This is a genomic window from Streptomyces sporangiiformans (assembly GCF_005768555.2).
Classification (GTDB): domain Bacteria; phylum Actinomycetota; class Actinomycetes; order Streptomycetales; family Streptomycetaceae; genus Streptomyces; species Streptomyces sporangiiformans.
Genome location: NZ_VCHX02000115.1, coordinates 16101 through 36144, shown reverse-complemented (window position 1 = coordinate 36144; position 20044 = coordinate 16101). Strand labels below are relative to the sequence as shown.

The following is a 20044-nucleotide window of genomic DNA, read 5'->3' as shown; positions in this document are numbered from 1 at the left end:
CGGCCCGGCTCCGCGGTGCCCGACGCGCCCGACGCCGTTCCGGCGCCGCTGCCGGAGACGCTGCGCGCGCAGGTCCGGGAGGTCCGCGAGCACTACGACGCCCTCGTGGAGGAGGAGCGGTTCGCGCAGGCGGCTGAAGTAGTCGGAGAGATGATCGAACCCGCGGCGCGCGCTCTGGGCGCGGAGAACAAGGTGGTGCTCGCGCTGCGCATGCGGCGGGCGGGCGCCCGCCTGCTCGGCGGGGACTTCCGGGCCGCTCTGCCCGAGTTCGAGGCCCTGGCCGACGCGTACGAACGGATCAGCGGGCCCACGAGCAAGTCGGCCCTCGACTGCCGTGCTCAGGCGGCGCGTTGCCGCGCCGAGCTCGGTCAGGTCACCGACGCGCTGGGGACGCTGCGGGACGTACTCGACGTCGTACGGTCCGTCGACAGCGACGTCAGCGAGGAAGCCGTCATGCTGCGCCGGGACATCGGCATGCTGCTGCTCGCGCAGGGCAGCACGGAGGAAGCCCGCCACCTCCTCGAACCGCTCCACGAAGACCTATGCCTGGTGTACGGCCCCGAGGACGAGTTGACGGTGGAGGTCTCCGAGGCCCTCACCCTCATCCGGCTCGGCCTGGACGACACCGGATCCTGAGAAAATACTGCTTCGTTACGGCAGACTTGGGACGATCTTGCTGGTCAGGGGGCGCGTGCGGGAATGTGCGCGGCGGCTCCCCGGGGAGGGGCGGAGCATGAGCACGAAGAACGTCGGCGGCGGCAACGGGGACGTGATCCTTCAGGTCCGTCAGGTCAAACAGGCGCTGCGCACCATCTACCTGGACCCCGGGCTGGTCGACGACAGTGACCTGGAGGGAATGCCAGCCAACCAGCAGGAACCACGTCTGCTGTCACGGGCGCTGACAGCGCAGGCCGTGCGGATGGTCACCGGGTTCAGTCCGCGGGAAGCGGCACTCACCGTCATCGATGGCGTGGCCGACAGCTGACGGCCCTGGCAACGCCTGGGGGTCTTTCGGCCCCGGACACGTACCGTCGCTCACCGGCGAAGGGCAAGCGCCGACGCCCCAACGCGGTCTCGGTGCTGATCGACAGGGCCGTTCTCGCCGAGGGGGCCCCGCTGACCCTCACAACGGGATACCCGCTGGAAGCCGAGGCTCTGCGGGAGTGGCTCGCGGAGGACGAGAAGCGAGCGCGAGCGTCGTGGAAACCACATCGCAGCAAGCCCATTCTCTGGGCTGCCGACGGCAAGCAGTATTCACCCTCCGGCCTGATCTCCCACATGTGGGAGCTGGCCCGGTGGGAGAAGCGGCCCGTGGCGAACCAGGGAACCGCCCGATGGGCGACCGCCTCTGGCGAGACACTGGCCGACCTCGCCTGGCGGGTTCTCGACGAACTCGACGAGCCGGACGACGGGCCGGGGGCCGGTGACGGAGCCTGACGCAGCCCGGCTCCGGTGGTCCCCAGCGCCTTTGTCCCGAACTCGAGGACCAGAGCGCCCCTGCCCCCTCGCATGTGAATGAGGAGAAGCACCCCCATGCCCCACCTCGCCTTCGACATAGCCTTCTGCGCTCAGCTCGACAAGCTCCAGAAGCACGTGAAGAAAGGTGTGTTCGACGCCTGGCACAAGTTCGAGACGCTCACGCTCGACCAATTGTTCAAGGACCAGGGTTTGAAGCTGGAGTCCCTCAAGGGTGCCAAGGACAAGCAGATCCGTACGATCCGGATCGACCAGGGCGTGCGCGGTGTCGTCCTCGCTCCCGAAACCGGTGACACGTTCGTGCTGTTGCGCGTGGGTCCGCACGACGAGGCGACCAACTGGGCGGTCAAGCAGAAAGCGAGCATCAACTCCGTCACCCGGGCCGTCGAGATCCGCGACATCGAGATGCTTGAGGAGCTCACCCCTGCCTACGAGCGCATCGCCCCAGCCCCGGAGCAGCGCCTGTTCGCGAAAGTGTCCGACGGGGACATGGCCGCTCTCGGTATCGACGAGGCCACCCTGCGCCAGGCCCGCGTGCTGACCAGCGTGGAACAACTGGAGGTGTTCGCGCCGTTCTTCCCGCAGGACCAGCGTGAGGTACTGGAGTACCTGGCCGCCGGCTTCAGCGTGGAGGACGTGTGGCGCGATGTGGTCGCGGTCAACCTCGCGGGCGCCGAGTCTGCGGAGCCGGTCGACACGGCCGACTACGCGACCGCGATCCACCGCACCCGTACCCGTTTCGCCGTCGTCACCGACGCCGACGAGCTCCGCGACATCCTCGACAAGCCGTTCGCGGCCTGGCGGACCTTCCTCCACCCCTCGCAGCACAAGGTCGCCTACCGGGCGTCGTACTCCGGCCCCGCGCAGGTCACCGGCGGGCCCGGCACCGGCAAGACGGTCGTCGCCCTGCACCGCGTACGGCATCTGCTGCGCCACCTGCGGGACGGTGAGCGCATCCTGCTCACCACCTACACGAACGCGCTAGTGGCGGCGCTGCGCACCGGCCTGGAGTCGCTCGTCGAGGACGAGTCCGAGCGGGACCGCGTGGACATCATGACCGTGGACGCCTTCGCCGGGCGGGTGCTGTCCACGTCGCGGAAGCCGACCTGGGGCGCGCAGGAGGAGGCCCGGTGGAAGCAGGCCACGCGCGCGACCGGCTTCACGGGAACGGTCAAGTTCCTGGCGCAGGAGCACAAACACGTGATCCTCGCTCAGAACCTGCGCGAGCTGGAGGAGTACGAGGCGTGTGAGCGTCACGGACGCGGCAGCGCGCTGCCGGTGGCGCGGCGCCGCGTGGTGTGGGACACCGTGCGGGAGTTCGCGGCACGCCTGGCCGCCGATGGGCTGCGCACCCACATCGGCACCTGCGCGGAGGCCGCCGACCTGCTGGAGGCGAAGGGGCCGCGGTACCGGCACGTGGTGGTCGACGAGGCGCAGGACCTGCATCCGGCGCAGTGGCGCCTGCTGCGGGCCGCTGCCCCCGAGCGCCCGGACGACCTGTTCATCGCGGGCGACCCGCACCAGCGCATCTACGACTCGAAGGTGTCGCTGAAGGCGGTCGGGATCAAGGTCGCGGGCCGCTCTACGAAGATGCGCAAGAACTACCGCTCGACGCACGAGATCCTCAGCTGGGCCACCGGACTCCTCATCGGCCGTCCGTTCGCGGAACTCGCCGACGACTCCCGCAACGACACCCTCCTCGGCTACCGCTCGGCCCTCCACGGCAACCGGCCGGAGACGTACGGCGCGACCGGGGAGGACGCCGAACTCGATGCCCTGGTCGCGCGCGTGCGCGGCTGGTTCGACGGCGGGGTCGCTCCCGGCGAGATCGGCGTGTGCGCCCGCCTCAACAAGACGTGCGAGCGGGTGGTGGAGCGGCTGAAGGCGGCGGGCGTTCCGGTGGCCCGGCTGAAGGGTACCTCCACGGGGCGCGCGGACAAGGTGAGCGTGGGCACGATGCACGCGTTCAAGGGGCTGGAGTACCGATGCGTCGCGGTGGTGGGGGCGCGTGACGAGGTGCTGCCGTTCCCCAAGGCGGTGACACCAGTGGAGGTGGACCGGCTGCAGCACGAGGCGGACCTAGCGGCGGAACGGTGTCTGGTGTTCGTGGCATGTACGCGCGCCAGGGACGGGTTGTATGTGTCGTGGTGGGGCGAGCGTAGCGAGTTCCTGGTGGCGGCAGGGGTGTAGCGGCGGCAACAGGTACGGCCGTCTTCACGTCCCGGTGCTGACAGGACGTCATGACTGTGGGGCAGCGGCCACCGCGTCGACGAGGTGGGCGAGCGCGCCCGCGAGTGCGTCCAGCCCCGGGCCCACCCGGCTCATGTAGACGTCCCGCCGGATCTCGATCATCAGGGCGTTGCCCCGTGGGTCGTTCCCGTACCACTTCAGCGAGGTCCAACTCCCGCTCCAGCGCGGGATCATCGAGCACGATCCCGCCCCCTACGTCCGCGGGTATCGCCCGCGAGGAGTGCGGAACGTGCAGGATCACAGGGGAGTCCGGTGCGCCCGACAGGAGCAGGCAGGAGGCCGACACGTCGTTCTTCGGGGGCCTTGCTGTGTGAGCGGCCTCGCCCTCGACGGGGCCAGGGGTGTGAAGGGCGGGCGGCGCTCATCCGGGAAACGCGGACGCCGCTGCCCGCCCGTTCGCAGGGTCAAGCAGGTACTTCACCATCTGACTTGCGGGCGGTGAACAGCAGGTACTCCCACTCCATGGCCGTGCTGCCCGCCCCTTGGTCGTATCGCCGGGCGAGCTCGGCGAGGTCGCGGTCCAGCGCGGCAGTGTGGGTGGGGTCATCGGCGATGGCCCGGTAGGTGGCGATGGTCGGGCCGTAGCGCGCCTTGAAGTAGTCGCGGAACTCTTCGGGGCTCTTGAAGCGGTCGACCAGCACCGTCTGTTTACGCGCCTCGATGTCAGTGATCCTGTCTCCGAACAGGGCGCGGACGTGCTCCTCGTCTCCCCACAGGGGCGGGGGCTGCGCGCCCGGCGGGGGCGGGGGCGCATAGGGCTTCATCGTGGCGAGCATCTGGCCGAGGAAGCCTTCGGGCGTCCAGCTGAGCAAGCCGATCGTGCCCCCCGGGCGGCAGACGCGTACGAGTTCGTCGGCGGCGGCCTGGTGATGCGGGGCGAACATGACCCCGACGCAGGACAGCACCGTATCGAATTCGCCGTCCGCGAACGGCAACGCCTCGGCGTCAGCCTGTCGCCACTCCACTTCGGCGCCGCGCTGCGCGGCAAGTCGCCGTCCGGCCTCGAACAGCTCCGGGGTCAGGTCACAGGCCACCACGCTCGCCCCGGCCAGCGCCGCCGGTATCGCCGCGTTGCCCGAACCGGCGGCCACGTCCAGCAGCCTCCTCCCCCGTACCTCGCTCCGCGGAGACTCCATCTCGCTTCGCTCGCCAACACCGCGCACCCCGCACGCCTCGACGAGGACCTCACCCAGCTCGGGGATGATCTCGGCGGCCACGGCCGGGTAGTCACCCTGCGCCCACATCGCCCGGTGCTTGGCTTTCAGGGCACGGTCAACCTCGACCGCGTCGGTCGATTCGCTCACGACGGCACTCCTTCCAGACACGTGCGAGGCACTACGACGGCGGTGTGGCCAACGACGAACTCTTGTCTGCCACGGAACCGAGCCTAGGAACGGGGCATGCCATCTCCTAGTCCCAGATCTGTACCGGAGCGCAGCCATACGACACCATCCGGACACTGGTGGGCTGGTTTGTCCGGCGGCGGGAGCATACTCTGCGCGGCATGGGGTCCTCGTATCGCCAGTTCTGCCCGGTCGCCAAGGCGATGGAGCTGCTCGATGAACGCTGGACGCTGCTCATCGTCCGCGAACTCGTCATCGGCAGCCGACGTTTCAATGAGTTGCGCCGCGGTGTGCCGCGGATGTCCCCCACGCTGCTGTCCAAGCGGCTGCACCAACTGGTGCGCGCCGGCGTCGTGGAGAAGCAGACCGACGGCAAAGAGGTGCAGTACGTTCTGACCGCGGCCGGACTTGAACTGCGGCCGGTGATCGAAGCACTCGGCGTCTGGGGAACCCGCTGGATCGGACAGATCGGCGACGCGGATCTCGACCCGAAACTGCTGTTGTGGGACCTGCACCGAAACGTCGTCCGTGATGCCGTCCCCGACGGGCGGACGGTGGTTCACTTCAGCTTCCCTGACGCCCCCACGGGCACTCGCTACTGGTGGCTGGTGATCACGCCCGAGGACACCGACGTCTGCGACGTGGACCCCGGCTACGCGGTGACGGTAACGGTGACCGCCGACCTGCGCCGCATGGTCGAAGTGTGGCGTGGTGACCTCAGCTGGTCCGAGGCTCTGCGTGTCGGCGCGGTCAGGGTAGACGGCCCCGAGGCGCTGCGCCGGGCCGTGCCAGGGTGGTTCACGCTGTCAGCGTTCGCCGCGGTGCCCCGGCCCGTCGCCGTCACACCGGATTCGCAGTAGACGCCCTGGTGACGGGTCAGTACCCGGTTGGCTCCGCTTCGTTGGACTGCTTTGCGAAGCGACTTCCGTCCAGGCGTCATGGCTGTGGGGCAGCGGTCACCGCGTCGACGAGATGGGCGAGCGCGCCCGCGAGTGCGTCCAGACCCGGGCCCGCCGGACCGCCCGGCTCGGCCATGTAGACGTCCCGGCGGATCTCGATCATCAGGGCGCTGACCTGTGGGTCGTTCCCGTAGTACTTCAGCGGAACGTACGTCCCCTCGAAGGGAGTGTTGACTCCCGTGCCGCCGAAGCCCGCGAACGCCTCCACGGCGCGGGCCAGCAGATCGGCCGGGGTGTGGAAGGCGTCCCGGCCCAGGCAGATGGGCGGCCGGGGTCCGTCACCGTGGAGCTCGTAGGGCAGACGCCCGGTCGGGTAGGAGTGGACGTCGATGATCACGGCCCGCCCGACGGCGTCCAGCCGCTCGGTCACAGCGTCCGTCATGGCGGCGGCGTACGGGGCGAAGTACCGCTCGATGAGCGGCTGCCCGTCGTAGTCGGCCGGCCGGAGCTCCTCCTGGTGGGTGGTTCGCGTGTAGACCGCGCCCATGCCGACGGCCAGCATCTCCTCCCGCTCGTCCGGGAACCGTTCGGGATCGACGACCAGCCGCGACAACTGGTTGACGAACCGCCAGGGCGCTGTGGCGCAGCGCTCGGCGGCCGTCGCCGCGATCCGGGCGGTGTGCGAGTCGGTGATGTGGTCCAACTCCCGCTCCAGCGCCGCGTCTTCGAGCACGATGCCGGTCCGTACGTCCCCCGGGATCGCCCGCGAGGAGTGCGGGACGTGCAGGATCACAGGGGAGTCCGGTGCGCCCGGCAGGAGCAGGCAGGAGGCCGACATGTCATTCATTCTGGGGCCTTGCTAGGAGGCGTCCTCACCCGGCTCCAGCAGGGTGGCGGCCGCGCCCACGATGCTCGGGTCGACCTTGCCGACGACCTCCGCGTCCTTGTCCGTGTAGTCGAAGCGGGCCAGCACACTGCGCATGGCCTCGACCCGGGCCCGCTTCTTGTCGTTGCTCTTCACCACCGTCCACGGTGCGTACTGCGTGTCCGTCTCACGGAACATGGCGACCTTGGCGGCGGTGTAGTCGTCCCAGCGGTCCAGCGACGCCAAATCCATCGGGCTCAGCTTCCACTGCCGTACCGGGTCGACCTGACGGATCGTGAAGCGTGTGCGCTGCTCGCCCTGCGAGACCGAGAACCAGAACTTGACCAGGTCGACTCCGTCATCGACGAGCATCCGCTCGAACAACGGCGCCTGACGCATGAAGCGCCGGTACTCGTCGTCCGTGCAGAAGCCCATCACGCGCTCGACTCCGGCCCGGTTGTACCAGGACCGGTCGAACATCACGATCTCGCCCGCCGTCGGCAGGTGCTCCACGTACCGCTGCAGATACCACTGCCCGCGCTCGCGCTCGGTCGGCTTCTCCAGGGCCACCACCCGTGCACCACGCGGGTTCAGGTTCTCGGTGAAGCGCTTGATCGTGCCGCCCTTGCCTGCCGCGTCACGGCCCTCGAAGACGATGACGAGCCGGCGGCCGGTCTGCTTGATCCATCTCTGCAGCTTCAGCAGTTCGATCTGCTGCAGCCGCTTGTGCCACTCGTACTCCTTGCGCTCCATCCGTTGCTGGTACGGGTAGTTCTCTCGCCAGGTGTCCACCGGACTGCCGTCCGGCCGGATCAGCACCGGGTCGTCGTGGTCGGTGTAGTCGACCCGTAGCCCGGGCGTCACCAGAGGTGTCATCCGGTCCTCCTTCCAGGATTCTCAGTGGAACTGCGGCACGATCAGGTAGATGCCGTACGCGATCACGGCCGCGCAGGTGAGGAAGCGCAGCCATGCCCGGGCGAAGCCCAGCGCACATCGGCCAGGCGTCGGCCCAGGCCCGCACCGAGGATGCTGCCCGAGGCGACCTGCGTGGTGGACAGGGCGAAACCGAGGGGGGCGGAGGTGAGGATGACGGTCGTGGAGGCGGTCCCGGCCGCGAAGCCCTGCGGCGACCGGATCTCCGTGAGCCCCTTGCCCATGGTGCGGATGGTCCGCCGGCCGCCGAGGCAGGTGCCCAGGCCGATGGCCACTCCGGCCGACGCGATCACCCACAGCGGCGGTCCGGCGTCATGGCCCGGCGCACCCGCCGAGATGACGACCGCCACAAGGAACGTGATGTGGTCCATCCCTCGATGCAAGCAATCGCAGGAGTACACGCGGCGAACCGGAGGCAAAGCTCCCGTATGGAACGGTCAGTACTCCAGCTCGGGGCGCAGCGGGCCGCCGACCGAGTGGAGGTGCCGCAGCACCTGGGCGTAGGAGTCGAAGAGCCCGGTCTCGTAGTAGGCGATGCCGTGCCGGGCACAGAACGTGCGCACGAGCTCTTGGACATGGCGCAGGCTGGGCCGCGGCATGGAGGGGAACAGGTGGTGTTCGATCTGGTAGTTCAGCCCGCCGAGCGCGAAGTCGGTGAACCGGCCGCCCCGGATGTTGCGTGAGGTCAGTACTTGCCGACGCAGGAAATCGATCTTGTCGTCCTTGGCGAAGATGGGCATGCCCTTGTGGTTGGGGGCGAACGAGCACCCCATGTACAACCCGAACAGCCCTTGGTGCACGAGGAGGAAGCACACGGCCTGGAGGGGGGACAGTACCCAGAACACGGCGGTGAGATAGCCGCCGAGATGCGCCGTCAACAAACCCGCCTCGGCCAGCTTGGTTGCCCGCCCGGCATGCGTACCGGTGCGGTCGAGCAGCGCCCGTACGCCGGCGACGTGCAGGGCGAGCCCTTCCAGAAGCAGCATGGGGAAGAACAGCCAGGCCTGGTGGCGGGCAAGCCAGGCGTACGGTCCGCGGCGGACGCGGGCGTGGTCCTGGGTGAAGGCGATCGCGCCGTCGGCGATGTCGGGGTCACGGTCGACGTGGTTGGGGTGGGAGTGGTGCCGGCTGTGTTTGGAGATCCACCAGCCGTAGCTGAGCCCGATCAGCAGGTCGGCGTGCACGCGGCCGAGCAGGTTGTTGACGCGCTTGGAGGCGGCGATCTGGTGATGGCCGGCGTCGTGCCCGATGAACCCGGTCTGGGTGAACATCACCGCGAGGAAGGCGGCGGTCATCAGCTGCCACCACGACTGCCCGAGCAGGGCGAACGCGGTCCAGCCGGCAGCCAGCAGGAGCAGGTTCAGCCCGATCTTCACCGAGTAGTAGCCGGGTCGCCGCTTCAGCAGCCCGCTCTGCTTCACCTCGCGGGACAGCGCGGCGTAGTCGCTGCCACGGCTGCCGGGCGGGGGTTTCGTCAGGGCGTGGTCCGCCGGACCGTTGCCCCGGTCGATGATGTCAGTGGTCACGTTTTTCCTCTCGGGGTGGGCGCTGGCCGGTGCCGGCGGCGCGGGGGCAGGGCGCCGCATGCGGGAAGCCATGTGATGTCTCTTTCGAGGTGACGAGTAGGGCGGAATGCGCGCGCTCGCGCGATCCCTGGCTGCTGGTCGTCCACCGTCGAAGAAACCCCCCGAAAAACGACGAAACGCCCGCTGTCAGAACTCCGCGGGCGCTTCCACGTTCGCAAACTTCAACTACAACCACTGCACACAACGTCCGGAGCACCGGGAAGGTTCCCTGCGTCCGGCAGGGTGGCCGCCCGGACGGGGAAGGGGCCGGTGACGCCCTTGCGGTCGGCTCCGAGAGCCGCAGGGAGTACGGTTGCGGCACCGAGCGCACTTCGCACGCCGTCACCGTTTCGGCGTCGCCCTCGGAGAACGGCAAAGGCCGGAGCACGTCGGGTCCGGCCGGAAAAGAGCCGCACCGTGCCTCCTGCCACGCACTCTCGCACCGACTTCCCTGCCCCGTTCCGCACCCTGCGGTGGCGGATCTCCTGATTCCCGCGGTGTTGCCGAGCATTCCGGCACCTCGTGCACACCCTGGACCGACCAAGAGGATGCAGGACACATGTATTCACAAGACGCGATCTCCGGCCGCCGCCGCGGCCGCCCCGAACCGACCGCCGAGATGCTCTCCGGGCTGGCCTGCCTGATCTGCGGCACTGACTACCGGAGCGCGCCGGACGCGGAAGCGGTGGTGGTTTCCCACCGTGACGACAAGCAGCAGCTCGCCTGCCCCGGACCGTGCGCACGGCTGGCGAGCGGGTCGGTCACCGGTCTGGACGAGACGCCCCTCCCGCTGGCCGAGCGCCTGAGCAGGCACCAGGCCGACCGCTCGTGACCCGGACACCCGGCAGCCACGACAAGCACGACGAGCACGACGAGAATGAAAAGACGAGGAAGCGCATGAGCCTGATGAGTCTCGGAGTACTCGCCTCCTCCCACAAGGAGAACGAGTTCCGGCTGCCGTTGCACCCCGGCCACCTCGACCGGATCGCCCCGGACATACGCGGGAGAATCTTCCTCGAACAGGGTTACGGTCAACGTTTCGGCGTCGCCGACGATGCGCTGCGACCGCTCGTGGCGGGCCTGCGCTCCCGCGAGCAACTCCTCGCCGAGTGTGACGTGTTGCTGCTGCCCAAACCGATGCACGAGGACGCCGCGGGGCTGCGCGAGGGCCAAGTGCTGTGGGGATGGCCGCACTGCGTGCAGGACGAGAAGATGACCCAGCTGGCCATCGACCGACGGCTGACCCTCATCGCCTGGGAGGCAATGAACCACTGGACCTCCACGGGCGCCTTCAGCGTCCATGTGTTCCACAAGAACAACGAGCTCGCCGGCTACTGCTCGGTGCTGCACGCGCTACAACTCGGCGGCCTGACCGGCAGCTACGGCCGCCGCCTGCGCGCGGTGGTCATCAGTTTCGGCGCCACGGCGCGCGGAGCGGTCACGGGCCTGGGCGCCATGGGCGTCTCCGACGTCACGGTGCTCACCCAACGCGCCGCGGCGGCGGTGGCCTCGCCGATGCCGTCGGTCGTGATGGGCCACTTCGAGGAAGAGGAGAGCGATCCGTCACGCCTGCGGGCCCTCACGGAGACCGGCCCCGTGCCGCTCGCTCAGTACCTGGCCGGGTTCGACATCATCGTCAACTGCATCCGGCAGGACACCGACGCGCCGCTGACGTTCGTCACCGAGAAGGAACTCGTCCTGTTCCGGCCGGGGACCTTCTTCATCGACGTCTCCTGCGACGAGGGCATGGGCTTCGAATGGGCCCGTCCGACCACCTTCGGCGAGCCGATGCCCTCCGTGGGGCCGGGCTGCCACTACTACGGGGTTGATCACAGCCCGTCCCACCTGTGGAATTCGGCCACATGGGAAATCAGCGAGGCGCTCCTTCCCTACCTGCGCAAGGTCATGAGCGGCCCCGCGGCCTGGGAGGCGGACGCCACGGTCAGAAACGCCATCGAGATCCGCGACGGCGTCATCCGGAACCCGAAGATCCTCTCCTTCCAGCACCGGCCGGCCGCCTATCCCCACACCCCCGAGGCCCCGACCCCGGCCCAGGCCTAGGCCCTGGCCTCCGGCTGATGGCCGCGAGGAGTTGACACACGACCACGAAAAACGCGGGCGGTGCTGACCAAGAATGGTCAGCACCGCCCGCGTGAACAATCGCNGAGGCCCCGACCCCGGCCCAGGCCTAGGCCCTGGCCTCCGGCTGATGGCCGCGAGGAGTTGACACACGACCACGAAAAACGCGGGCGGTGCTGACCAAGAATGGTCAGCACCGCCCGCGTGAACAATCGCGTGTCCGAGGGGGGACTTGAACCCCCACGCCCGATAAAGGGCACTAGCACCTCAAGCTAGCGCGTCTGCCATTCCGCCACCCGGACCAGGTGTCTGCCGCCTGGACGGGGGTGTTCCCCGCGGCGACATGGACAACAATACCAAGCTTTCGGAGTGGCATTCACCTGCATATCCGCGCCCCGGCGGGGGTTGCCGGGGGTGCACGGAAGGTGCGCCTACAGTCTCACCATGGGTGACTGGAAGACTACGGCCGGCTTGCCGCCGGGGCGGCGGCCCCGGGCGTTGTCGCCGCTGCGGGAGCATCTGCGGGACACATTCTGGTTCGCTCCGACCGTCGCCCTGGTCCTGGTCGTGGCGGTGTGGACGGCGGCCTCGGCGGCCGACGACGCGATCCTCACCGCGCTGCGCGACGCGGGCGACGAGGACGCCGTCCGTGATCTGCTCAGGATCGCCGAGGACGCGAAGACCGTGGTCACCACGGTCAGCGCGGCGATGATGACCTTCATCGGTGTCGTCTTCAGCATCTCGCTGGTCGCCGTGCAGATGGCCGCCGGCCAGTTCAGCCCACGCGTCGTACGGATCTTCGTACGAAGTCGCATCACCAAGGCCACCTTCGCGGTGTTTCTGGCCACGTTCGTCCTGTCCCTGCTCGTCCTCACCTCGTACGACAGTGAGCCCGACCCCGCGCTGGTGTCCTCCACCCCGCTCGTCCAGTCCGTCCTCACGGTGATCATGGTGGGGCTGAGCGTGGTCCTGTTCGTGATGTACGTGAACTCGATGCTGCGGCTGATGCGGGTCGTGCACGTCATCGACCGGATCACCGCGGAGTCCTTGCGGGTCGTCGCGGGCATGCCGCTCGACATGGCCGCGGAGGAGCCGGTCGCCCTCGGCCCCGAGACCGCCCGCCTCGCCCATCACGGGCGCGCGGGGGTACTGCGGGACGTCAACATCGCACGGCTCGTCCGTACGGCGCGGCAGCAGGGCGTCGTGCTGCGGCTCATCCCGCGGATCGGGGACTTCGTCACGCCGGGGACGCCGGTGTTCACGGTCCACGGCAGGAACGGCGGGCACGATGGGCACAGCGGGCACGACGGGCACGGCGGGCGCAGCGGTCCCCTCACGAAGGGGCTGCGAGCGCTGTACTCCCAGGTGTCGGTGGGCGCCGAGCGCACGTTCCACCAGGACCTCGGGTTCGGACTGAGGCAGTTGTCGGACATCGCGCTGCGCGCGCTGTCGCCCGCCGTGAACGACCCCACCACGGCGGTGCAGGCCGTGGACCGCATCGTGCAGTTCCTGTCCGCGGTGGCGCGGCGCCCGCTCGGCGCCTCCCTGTACCGGGACGGGCAGGGCACGGTACGGCTGGTGCAATCCGTGCCGGGCTGGACCGAGCTGGTCGACCTCGGCTTCGCCGAGATCCGGATGTACGCGGTGCACAGTCCTCAGGTCACCCGCCGTCTGGTGGCCGGGCTCGACGATCTCCTCGGGGCCGTGCCCGAGGACCGTCGCGAGCCGTTGATCCGGCATCGTGCGCTGCTGACCGAGGCGGTGGAACGGGCCGTGCCGGAGGCCGCGGACCGCGCCTTCGCCCTGCACCCGGACCGGCAGGGCATCGGGTAGACGCGATCCGCCGCCTCCGGCACGACATCGGTCACGGCATGAGGTGGTACTCCGGGAAGTTCCCCGGCAGCCGCTCCCCCGCCGGCCCCCGCGTGACCGCCTTCAGCAGGAGTTCGCCACCGACGAACGCCCCGCGCCAGGACGCGCCGAAGCCGCCGAAGAGTTCGTCGCGGTCGCCGCGGGAACGGGGCTTGCCGTGGCCTACCTTGAAGGCGCGGATCTGGGGGGCGAGGCGGTCGTAGGTCGCGTGGTCGTCCGTGGACAGGGTGGCGACCAGCGCGCCGTTCGACGCGTTCATGGCCGCGAGCAGCTCGGCCTCCGTGTCGACCAGGACGATCGTGTCGACCGGGCCGAAGGGCTCCGCGTGGTGCAGCGGGGAGGACGGGGGCGGGTTGAGGAGCGTGACGGGTTGGACGTACGCCGCGGTGTCCTGGCCGGGCAGGAAGCGCGCGTCGGTGAACGTGCCGCGGTGCAGCGGAACGGCGCCGCGGTCGATCGCCTCGGTGACCTGGTCGGTGAGTTCTTTCGCCTTGGCCGCGTTGATCAGCGGGCCGAAGTCCAGCTCCGGATACGGGTCTTCGGGATGTTCGACCGCGAGCGGGTGGCCGACGCGGATCGTGCGGACCGCCGGGAGGTACGCCGCGAGGAACTCGTCGAACAGCTCACGCTGGACGACGAAGCGCGGGTACGCCGTGCAGCGCTGCTTGCCGTAGTCGAAGAGCTTCGGGATGACCGCCGTGAGCGTGTCCCAGTCCGTGTGGTTCCAGATGCCCCAGGTGTTGAGTCCCTCCTGTTCGAGTACGTGTCGCTTGCCCAGGTCGGCGACGGCCGTGGCGACGGCGGCGCCCGTGTCGCGGCCGCCGACGAAGGAGACGCAGCCGATCTCGGGCGCGCGGACGAGGGCCTTGGACAGTTCGCCCCCGCTGCCGCTGACGAGGGTGACGGGAATTCCTTCGCGTGCGGCGAGCGCGCAGGCCAGCGTCAGGCACGCGACGCCGCCGTCGGTCGGGGCCTTGGCGATGACCGCGTTGCCTGCCAGTGCCTGTACCAGCAGCGCGTGCACGAGCACGCTCATCGGGTAGTTCCAGCTCGCGATGTTGGACACCGGGCCGTCCAGCGGGGCCCGGCCCTCGACCATGGGCTCGATTCCGTCGACGTACCAGCGCACGCCGTCGATGGCCCGGTCGACGTCGGCCTGCGCGAGCCGCCAGGGCTTGCCGATCTCCCAGACCAGGAGGAGGGCGAGCAGTTCACGGTGCTGGGTGAGGGCGTCGAGGGTCGCGGCGACGCGGGCGCGGCGTTCGTCCAGGGGTACGTGGCGCCAGGCGCGGTGCTGGTCGAGTGAGGCGCGTACCGCCTGGTGGGCGGTGGTGCCGTCCAGGCGGGGCGGGCCGGCGATCGGGCTGCCGTCGACCGGGCTGGTGGCGGGCAGGGGCCGGCCGTCCGCCTGCCAGGCGCCGTTCCAGAGGTTGAGGACGCGATCGTCCTGGAAGGCCTCGGGGGCGACGGCGAGGCAGCGCTGCCAGGCGTCGGTCCAGGAGGTGTGGGACTTGAGGGTGAGGGTGGATGCCATGAGGGTGTCTCCGCTCTCGGTGCACAGTCGGGGGCGGGGAAGGTCAACGATCAGTGGCGTCACGCCCCTTGTCGAGAAGGGCGAGGACGAGTTTCGCCGTGTCCGTCGGGGTGCCGCCCACGCGTACGCCCGCCGCCTCCAGGGCCTCCTTCTTGGCCTGTGCGGTGCCGGACGAGCCGGACACGATGGCGCCCGCGTGGCCCATCGTCTTGCCCTCGGGCGCGGTGAATCCGGCGATGTAGCCGACGACGGGCTTGGTGACGTGCTCGCGGATGTACGCGGCCGCGCGTTCTTCCGCGTCGCCGCCGATCTCCCCGATGAGGACGATGAGTTCGGTGTCGGGGTCGTCCTGGAAGGCGGCCAGGCAGTCGATGTGCGTGGTGCCGACGACGGGGTCGCCGCCGATGCCCACGCAGGTCGAGAAGCCGATGTCGCGGAGTTCGTACATGAGTTGGTAGGTGAGCGTGCCGGACTTGGACACCAGGCCGATGCGTCCCGGTTTGGCGATGTCGGCGGGGATGATGCCGGCGTTGGACTGTCCGGGGGTGATGAGGCCCGGACAGTTGGGGCCGATGACGCGGGTGCCTTGGGCGGCGGCGTGGGCGCGGAAGGCGACCGAGTCGTGGACGGGGATGCCCTCCGTGATGACGACGGCGAGTTCGATGCCCGCGTCGGCGGCCTCGACGACGGCCGCCTTGGCGAAGGCGGGCGGGACGAAGACGACGGTGACGTCGGCTCCGGTCGCTTCGATGCCGTCGCGTACGGAGCCGTAGACGGGCACGGCACGGTCGTCGAAGTCGACGGTCCGGCCCGCCTTGCGCGGATTGACGCCGCCGACGACGTCGGTGCCGGCCGCGAGCATCCGCCGGGTGTGCTTCATGCCCTCGGCGCCGGTCATGCCCTGGACGAGGATCTTGCTCTCCTTGGTGAGGTAGATGCCCATGTCTCGTCTCCTCAGGCTGCGTTGGCGAGGTCTGCGGCCCGGCGCGCGGCGCCGTCCATGGTGGTGGACTGCTGGACCAGGGGGTGTGCGTGGTCGTCGAGGATCGCGCGGCCGCGTACGGCGTTGTTGCCGTCGAGGCGTACGACCAGCGGCTTGGTCAACTGGACGGAGTCCAGGGCCTGCACGATGCCGTCGGCGACCGCGTCGCAGGCGGTGATGCCTCCGAAGACGTTCACGAAGACGGACTTGACGGCTGGGTCGGAGAGGATGACCGAGAGGCCGTCGGCCATGACCTGGGCGGAGGCGCCGCCGCCGATGTCGAGGAAGTTGCCGGGGCGCGCGCCGCAGCCGGCGACCACGTCGAGGGTCGACATGACGAGGCCCGCGCCGTTGCCGATGATGCCGACCTCGCCGTCCAGCTTCACGTAGTTGAGGCCCTTCGCGGCGGCCGCCGCCTCCAGCGGGTCGTCGTGCGCCGACTCCTGCTCGCCCCAACGGGCCTGCCGGAAACGGGCGTTGTCGTCGAGCGTGACCTTGCCGTCGAGGGCGAGGATCTGCCCTCGGCTGGTACGGACGAGGGGGTTGACCTCGACGAGTACGGCGTCCTCGCGGATCAGTACTTCCCAGAGCCGTACGAGGACGTCGACGGTCCGCGGCGGCAGTCCGGCCGCCTCGGCGATCTCGGTCGCTTTCGCGGAGGTGACGCCCTCGGCCGGGTCGACGGGGATGCGGGCGACCGCCTCCGGCCTGGTGGCGGCGACGTCCTCGATCTCCATGCCGCCCTCGGCGGAGGCGATCGCGAGGAAGCGGCCGGCGGTGCGGTCGAGTACGTAACCGACGTAGAACTCGCTCTCGATGTCGACCGGTTGGGCCAGCATCACCTTGCCGACGGTGTGGCCCTTGATGTCCATGCCGAGGATCTGGCGTGCCGTCAGTTCGGTGGCGGCGGGGTCGGCGGCGAGTTTCACGCCGCCCGCCTTGCCGCGTCCACCGGTCTTCACCTGTGCCTTGACGACGACGCGGCCGCCCAGCCTGCGGGCGATCTCGCGGGCCTCCTTGGGCGAGTCGGTGACCTCGGCCCGCGGCACCAAGATGCCGTGTTCCTCGAAGAGTTCCCTTGCCTGGTGCTCGAACAGGTCCATCTCGGCTCCTGACTTAAAAGTGCCGCACGCCCCCTGGACACCACCCATCGGATGCGGGATAACAAGCTTCATACAGTATTCGTCGACTGTATGCAATCTATCGCGACAGCATCCATGAGCAGCGCGCGCACCCCCTCTGAACTGCACGGAAGTGCGCCCATCCCCTACGAAGGGACAGGACTTCGCCATGCCCGACGACACCAGCCAGAACCTCATCTCCGGTGGGCACCTGGTCGCCAAGGCACTCAAAGCGGAGGGTGTGGAGGTCATCTACACCCTGTGCGGCGGCCACATCATCGATATCTACGACGGCTGCGTCGACGAAGGCATCGAGGTCGTCGACGTCCGCCACGAACAGGTCGCCGCGCACGCCGCCGACGGCTACGCGCGCGTCACCGGCAAACCAGGCTGCGCGGTCGTCACCGCGGGTCCCGGTACGACCGATGCCGTGACGGGCGTCGCCAACGCCTTCCGCGCGGAGTCCCCGATGCTGCTGATCGGCGGCCAGGGAGCGCACACCCAGCACAAGATGGGGTCCCTGCAGGACCTGCCGCACGTCGACATGATGACGCCGATCACCAAGTTCGCGGCGACCGTGCCGGACACGGCGCGCGCCGCCGACATGGTGTCGATGGCGTTCCGGGAGTGCTACCACGGGGCGCCCGGGCCGTCGTTCCTGGAGATCCCGCGCGATGTGCTCGACGCCAAGGTGCCGGTCGAGAAGGCACGTGTCCCCGCCGCAGGCCAGTACCGGGCCTCGACCCGCTCGGCGGGTGACCCCGAGGCCGTCGAGAAGCTCGCCGACCTCCTCGTGCACGCCGAGAAGCCCGCGATTCTGCTGGGCAGCCAGGTCTGGACGACCCGCGGCACCGAGGCCGCCATCGACCTCGTACGCACCCTCAACATCCCCGCCTACATGAACGGCGCCGGGCGGGGCACCCTGCCGCCCGGGGATCCGCACCACTTCCAGCTCTCGCGCCGCTACGCGTTCTCGAACGCGGACGTGATCGTCATCGTGGGCACGCCGTTCGACTTCCGTATGGGCTACGGAAAGCGGCTGTCGGCGGACGCGACCGTCGTGCAGATCGACCTCGACTACCGGACCGTCGGCAAGAACCGGGACATCGACCTCGGGATCGTCGGTGACGCGGGACTCATCCTGAAGTCGGTGACCGAGGCCGCCTCGGGACGCCTGAACGGGGGCGCGTCGAAGCGCAAGGAGTGGCTCGACGAGTTGCGCGCGGCCGAGCAGACGGCGATCGAGAAGCGGCTGCCGAGCCTACGGTCGAACGCCTCCCCCATCCACCCCTACCGGCTGGTCAGCGAGATCAACGACTTCCTGACCGAAGACTCGATCTACATCGGGGACGGCGGCGACATCGTCACCTTCTCCGGTCAGGTCGTGCAGCCCAAGTCACCCGGGCACTGGATGGACCCGGGCCCGCTCGGCACGCTCGGCGTCGGCGTCCCGTTCGTGCTCGCGGCCAAGCAGGCCCGACCGGACAAGGAAGTGGTGGCCCTCTTCGGAGACGGTGCCTTCTCGCTCACCGGCTGGGACTTCGAGACACTCGTCCGCTACAACCTCCCCTTCGTCGGCATCGTCGGCAACAACTCCTCGATGAACCAGATCCGTTACGGCCAGAAGGCCAAGTACGGCGAGGACCGCGAGCGCGTCGGCAACACCCTCGGCGACGTCCCGTACGACAAGTTCGCCCAGATGCTCGGCGGTTACGGCGAGGAGGTCCGCGACCCCGCCGGCATCGGCCCCGCCCTCAGGCGCGCCCGCGAGTCGGGCAAGCCCTCGCTGATCAACGTCTGGGTCGACCCGGACGCGTACGCCCCCGGAACCATGAACCAGACGATGTACAAGTGAGGTGGCCTTCATGACGGAAACGCCGATCCGCACCGCCGGCACCAAGGCTCTCGAAGGCATCCGCGTCCTCGACATGACGCACGTCCAGTCGGGCCCCTCCGCAACCCAGTTGCTGGCCTGGCTCGGGGCGGACGTCGTCAAGCTGGAGGCGCCGACCGGTGACATCACGCGGGGGCAGCTGCGCGACCTTCCGGACGTCGACTCCCTCTACTTCACGATGCTCAACTGCAACAAGCGGAGCATCACGCTCAACACCAAGACCGAGCGCGGCAAGGAGATCCTCACCGAGCTGATCCGGCGCTCCGACGTCATGGTCGAGAACTTCGGACCGGGCGCGGTCGACCGCATGGGCTTCACCTGGGACCGCATCCAGGAGATCAATCCGCGAATCGTCTATGCCTCCATCAAGGGGTTCGGGGAGGGTCCGTACACCAACTTCAAGGCGTACGAGGTCGTCGCTCAGGCCATGGGCGGGTCGATGTCGACCACCGGCTTCGAGGACGGGCCGCCGCTGGCGACGGGGGCCCAGATCGGGGACTCGGGCACGGGCATCCACGCCGTGGCGGGGATTCTCGCGGCGCTGCTTCAGCGGGAGAACACCGGGCGCGGTCAGCGGGTCAACGTGGCCATGCAGCACGCTGTGCTCAACCTCTGCCGGGTGAAGCTGCGCGATCAGCAGCGCCTGGCCCACGGCCCGCTCGCTGAATATCCAAACGACGACTTCGGCGACGAGGTTCCCCGCTCGGGAAACGCGTCGGGCGGCGGTCAGCCCGGCTGGGCGGTCAAGTGCGCGCCGGGCGGGCCCAACGACTACGTGTACGTCATCGTGCAGCCCGTCGGCTGGCAGCCGATCACCGAGCTCATCGGACGTCCGGAGCTCGCGGGCGACCCCGAGTGGGCGACGCCCGAGGCGCGCCTGCCCAAGCTCAACAAGATGTTCCAGCTCATCGAGGAATGGTCCGCCACGCTCCCCAAGTGGGAGGTCCTGGAGAGGCTCAACGCCCACAACATCCCCTGCGGCCCGATCCTCTCCACCAAGGAGATCGTCGAGGACGAGTCGCTGGTCGCCAACGAGATGGTCGTCACGGTGCCGCACCCGGAACGCGGCGAGTTCGTGACCGTGGGCAGCCCGCTGAAGCTCTCCGACTCCCCCGTGGACGTGGCCACTTCGCCGCTGCTCGGCGAACACAACGAAGAGGTGTACGTCGGCGAGCTCGGTCTCGGCGACGAGGAGCTGCGCCTGCTCAAGTCGAACGGAGTGATCTGATTG

17 protein-coding genes, 1 tRNA gene and 3 pseudogenes are annotated in these 20044 nt (G+C 69.2%); 10 read left to right on the top strand and 11 right to left on the bottom strand.

The genetic code is table 11. From position 1 onward, the window contains the following. The 4 genes and pseudogenes from FGD71_RS14340 to FGD71_RS14325 all read left to right on the top strand — a co-directional run. Nucleotides 1-636, top strand: a pseudogene (locus tag FGD71_RS14340) (serine/threonine protein kinase); the annotation flags it as partial. A gap of 97 nt (nt 637-733) precedes the next feature. Then, nucleotides 734-985 carry a hypothetical protein gene (locus FGD71_RS14335; RefSeq protein ID WP_119100822.1) on the top strand — a complete coding sequence of 84 codons (252 nt, stop codon included), beginning with the start codon at nt 734-736 and terminating at the stop codon, nt 983-985. 92 nt (nt 986-1077) lie between these two features. Next, nucleotides 1078-1437 carry a hypothetical protein gene (locus FGD71_RS14330; RefSeq protein ID WP_181359200.1) on the top strand — a complete coding sequence of 120 codons (360 nt, stop codon included), beginning with the start codon at nt 1078-1080 and terminating at the stop codon, nt 1435-1437. 96 nt (nt 1438-1533) lie between these two features. Continuing rightward, nucleotides 1534-3666, top strand: a complete 2133-nt coding sequence (locus FGD71_RS14325; protein WP_119100821.1) for a UvrD-helicase domain-containing protein — start codon at nt 1534-1536, stop codon at nt 3664-3666. A gap of 48 nt (nt 3667-3714) precedes the next feature. Here the strand turns inward: FGD71_RS14325 and FGD71_RS14320 are convergent, their stop codons facing one another. From FGD71_RS14320 to FGD71_RS14310, 3 genes and pseudogenes are all read right to left on the bottom strand, one after another. After that, the gene (locus tag FGD71_RS14320) at nt 3715-3900 is read right to left on the bottom strand and encodes a hypothetical protein (RefSeq protein WP_119100820.1); all 186 of its coding nucleotides are present in this window, start codon (nt 3898-3900) and stop codon (nt 3715-3717) included. Further along, nucleotides 3872-4012: pseudogene (locus tag FGD71_RS48815) on the bottom strand (N-formylglutamate amidohydrolase); the annotation flags it as partial. The gene FGD71_RS14320 and the pseudogene FGD71_RS48815, both read right to left, overlap by 29 nt. A 118-nt stretch (nt 4013-4130) precedes the next feature. Continuing rightward, nucleotides 4131-5030 (bottom strand): class I SAM-dependent methyltransferase, encoded by a 900-nt coding sequence (locus tag FGD71_RS14310; RefSeq protein WP_119100819.1) that lies wholly within the window; start codon nt 5028-5030, stop codon nt 4131-4133. Between the two features lie 200 nt (nt 5031-5230). Here FGD71_RS14310 and FGD71_RS14305 point away from each other — a divergent pair, with 200 nt between their 5' ends. Beyond that, entirely contained in the window at nt 5231-5929 is a 699-nt protein-coding gene (locus FGD71_RS14305) for a winged helix-turn-helix transcriptional regulator (protein WP_119100818.1), read from the top strand. Nucleotides 5930-6005: 76 nt separating this feature from the next. Here FGD71_RS14305 and FGD71_RS14300 read toward each other — a convergent pair whose 3' ends face one another. The 4 genes and pseudogenes from FGD71_RS14300 to FGD71_RS14285 all read right to left on the bottom strand — a co-directional run bounded on the left by FGD71_RS14300 (nt 6006) and on the right by FGD71_RS14285 (nt 9292). Then, nucleotides 6006-6815 carry an N-formylglutamate amidohydrolase gene (locus tag FGD71_RS14300; protein WP_119100817.1) on the bottom strand — a complete coding sequence of 270 codons (810 nt, stop codon included), beginning with the start codon at nt 6813-6815 and terminating at the stop codon, nt 6006-6008. 12 nt (nt 6816-6827) lie between these two features. Further along, nucleotides 6828-7709 (bottom strand): polyphosphate kinase 2, encoded by an 882-nt coding sequence (ppk2, locus tag FGD71_RS14295; RefSeq protein WP_119100816.1) that lies wholly within the window; start codon nt 7707-7709, stop codon nt 6828-6830. A gap of 95 nt (nt 7710-7804) precedes the next feature. Next, nucleotides 7805-8107: pseudogene (locus tag FGD71_RS14290) on the bottom strand (inorganic phosphate transporter); the annotation flags it as partial. Nucleotides 8108-8203: 96 nt separating this feature from the next. Next, the gene (locus tag FGD71_RS14285; protein ID WP_240436586.1) at nt 8204-9292 is read right to left on the bottom strand and encodes a fatty acid desaturase family protein; all 1089 of its coding nucleotides are present in this window, start codon (nt 9290-9292) and stop codon (nt 8204-8206) included. 598 nt (nt 9293-9890) lie between these two features. Between FGD71_RS14285 and FGD71_RS14280 the strand changes: the two genes are divergently transcribed. Further along, nucleotides 9891-10163 carry a hypothetical protein gene (locus FGD71_RS14280; RefSeq protein ID WP_119100815.1) on the top strand — a complete coding sequence of 91 codons (273 nt, stop codon included), beginning with the start codon at nt 9891-9893 and terminating at the stop codon, nt 10161-10163. A 65-nt stretch (nt 10164-10228) separates the two neighbouring features. Beyond that, the gene (locus tag FGD71_RS14275) at nt 10229-11392 is read left to right on the top strand and encodes a N(5)-(carboxyethyl)ornithine synthase (RefSeq protein ID WP_119100825.1); all 1164 of its coding nucleotides are present in this window, start codon (nt 10229-10231) and stop codon (nt 11390-11392) included. A 235-nt stretch (nt 11393-11627) separates the two neighbouring features. Here FGD71_RS14275 and FGD71_RS14270 read toward each other — a convergent pair. Further along, a tRNA-Leu gene (locus tag FGD71_RS14270) sits at nt 11628-11712 on the bottom strand. A 142-nt stretch (nt 11713-11854) separates the two neighbouring features. Between FGD71_RS14270 and FGD71_RS14265 the strand changes: the two genes are divergently transcribed. Further along, a complete protein-coding gene (locus FGD71_RS14265; RefSeq protein ID WP_119100814.1) occupies nt 11855-13243 on the top strand; it encodes a DUF2254 domain-containing protein in 1389 nt (462 codons plus the stop codon). A 31-nt stretch (nt 13244-13274) separates the two neighbouring features. Here the strand turns inward: FGD71_RS14265 and FGD71_RS14260 are convergent, their stop codons facing one another. The 3 genes from FGD71_RS14260 to sucC are packed head-to-tail and all read right to left on the bottom strand — an operon-like array spanning nt 13275 to nt 16901. Continuing rightward, complete coding sequence (locus tag FGD71_RS14260) at nt 13275-14816, bottom strand: aldehyde dehydrogenase family protein (protein ID WP_119100813.1); 1542 nt, start codon at nt 14814-14816, stop codon at nt 13275-13277. A 43-nt stretch (nt 14817-14859) separates the two neighbouring features. Continuing rightward, on the bottom strand, nt 14860-15759 hold the full coding sequence (gene sucD, locus FGD71_RS14255) for a succinate--CoA ligase subunit alpha (protein ID WP_119100812.1): 900 nt from the start codon (nt 15757-15759) through the stop codon (nt 14860-14862). A gap of 11 nt (nt 15760-15770) precedes the next feature. After that, nucleotides 15771-16901, bottom strand: coding sequence for an ADP-forming succinate--CoA ligase subunit beta (gene sucC, locus FGD71_RS14250; RefSeq protein WP_119100811.1), 1131 nt, complete (start codon nt 16899-16901; stop codon nt 15771-15773). A 187-nt stretch (nt 16902-17088) separates the two neighbouring features. Here sucC and FGD71_RS14245 point away from each other — a divergent pair, with 187 nt between their 5' ends. Together FGD71_RS14245 and frc are read left to right on the top strand one after the other, a co-directional pair. Then, nucleotides 17089-18774: a thiamine pyrophosphate-binding protein gene (locus FGD71_RS14245; protein ID WP_119100810.1), complete on the top strand. Its 1686-nt coding sequence runs from the start codon at nt 17089-17091 to the stop codon at nt 18772-18774. A 10-nt stretch (nt 18775-18784) separates the two neighbouring features. After that, nucleotides 18785-20041 carry a formyl-CoA transferase gene (gene frc / locus FGD71_RS14240; protein WP_119100824.1) on the top strand — a complete coding sequence of 419 codons (1257 nt, stop codon included), beginning with the start codon at nt 18785-18787 and terminating at the stop codon, nt 20039-20041. Nucleotides 20042-20044 lie beyond the last annotated feature (3 nt).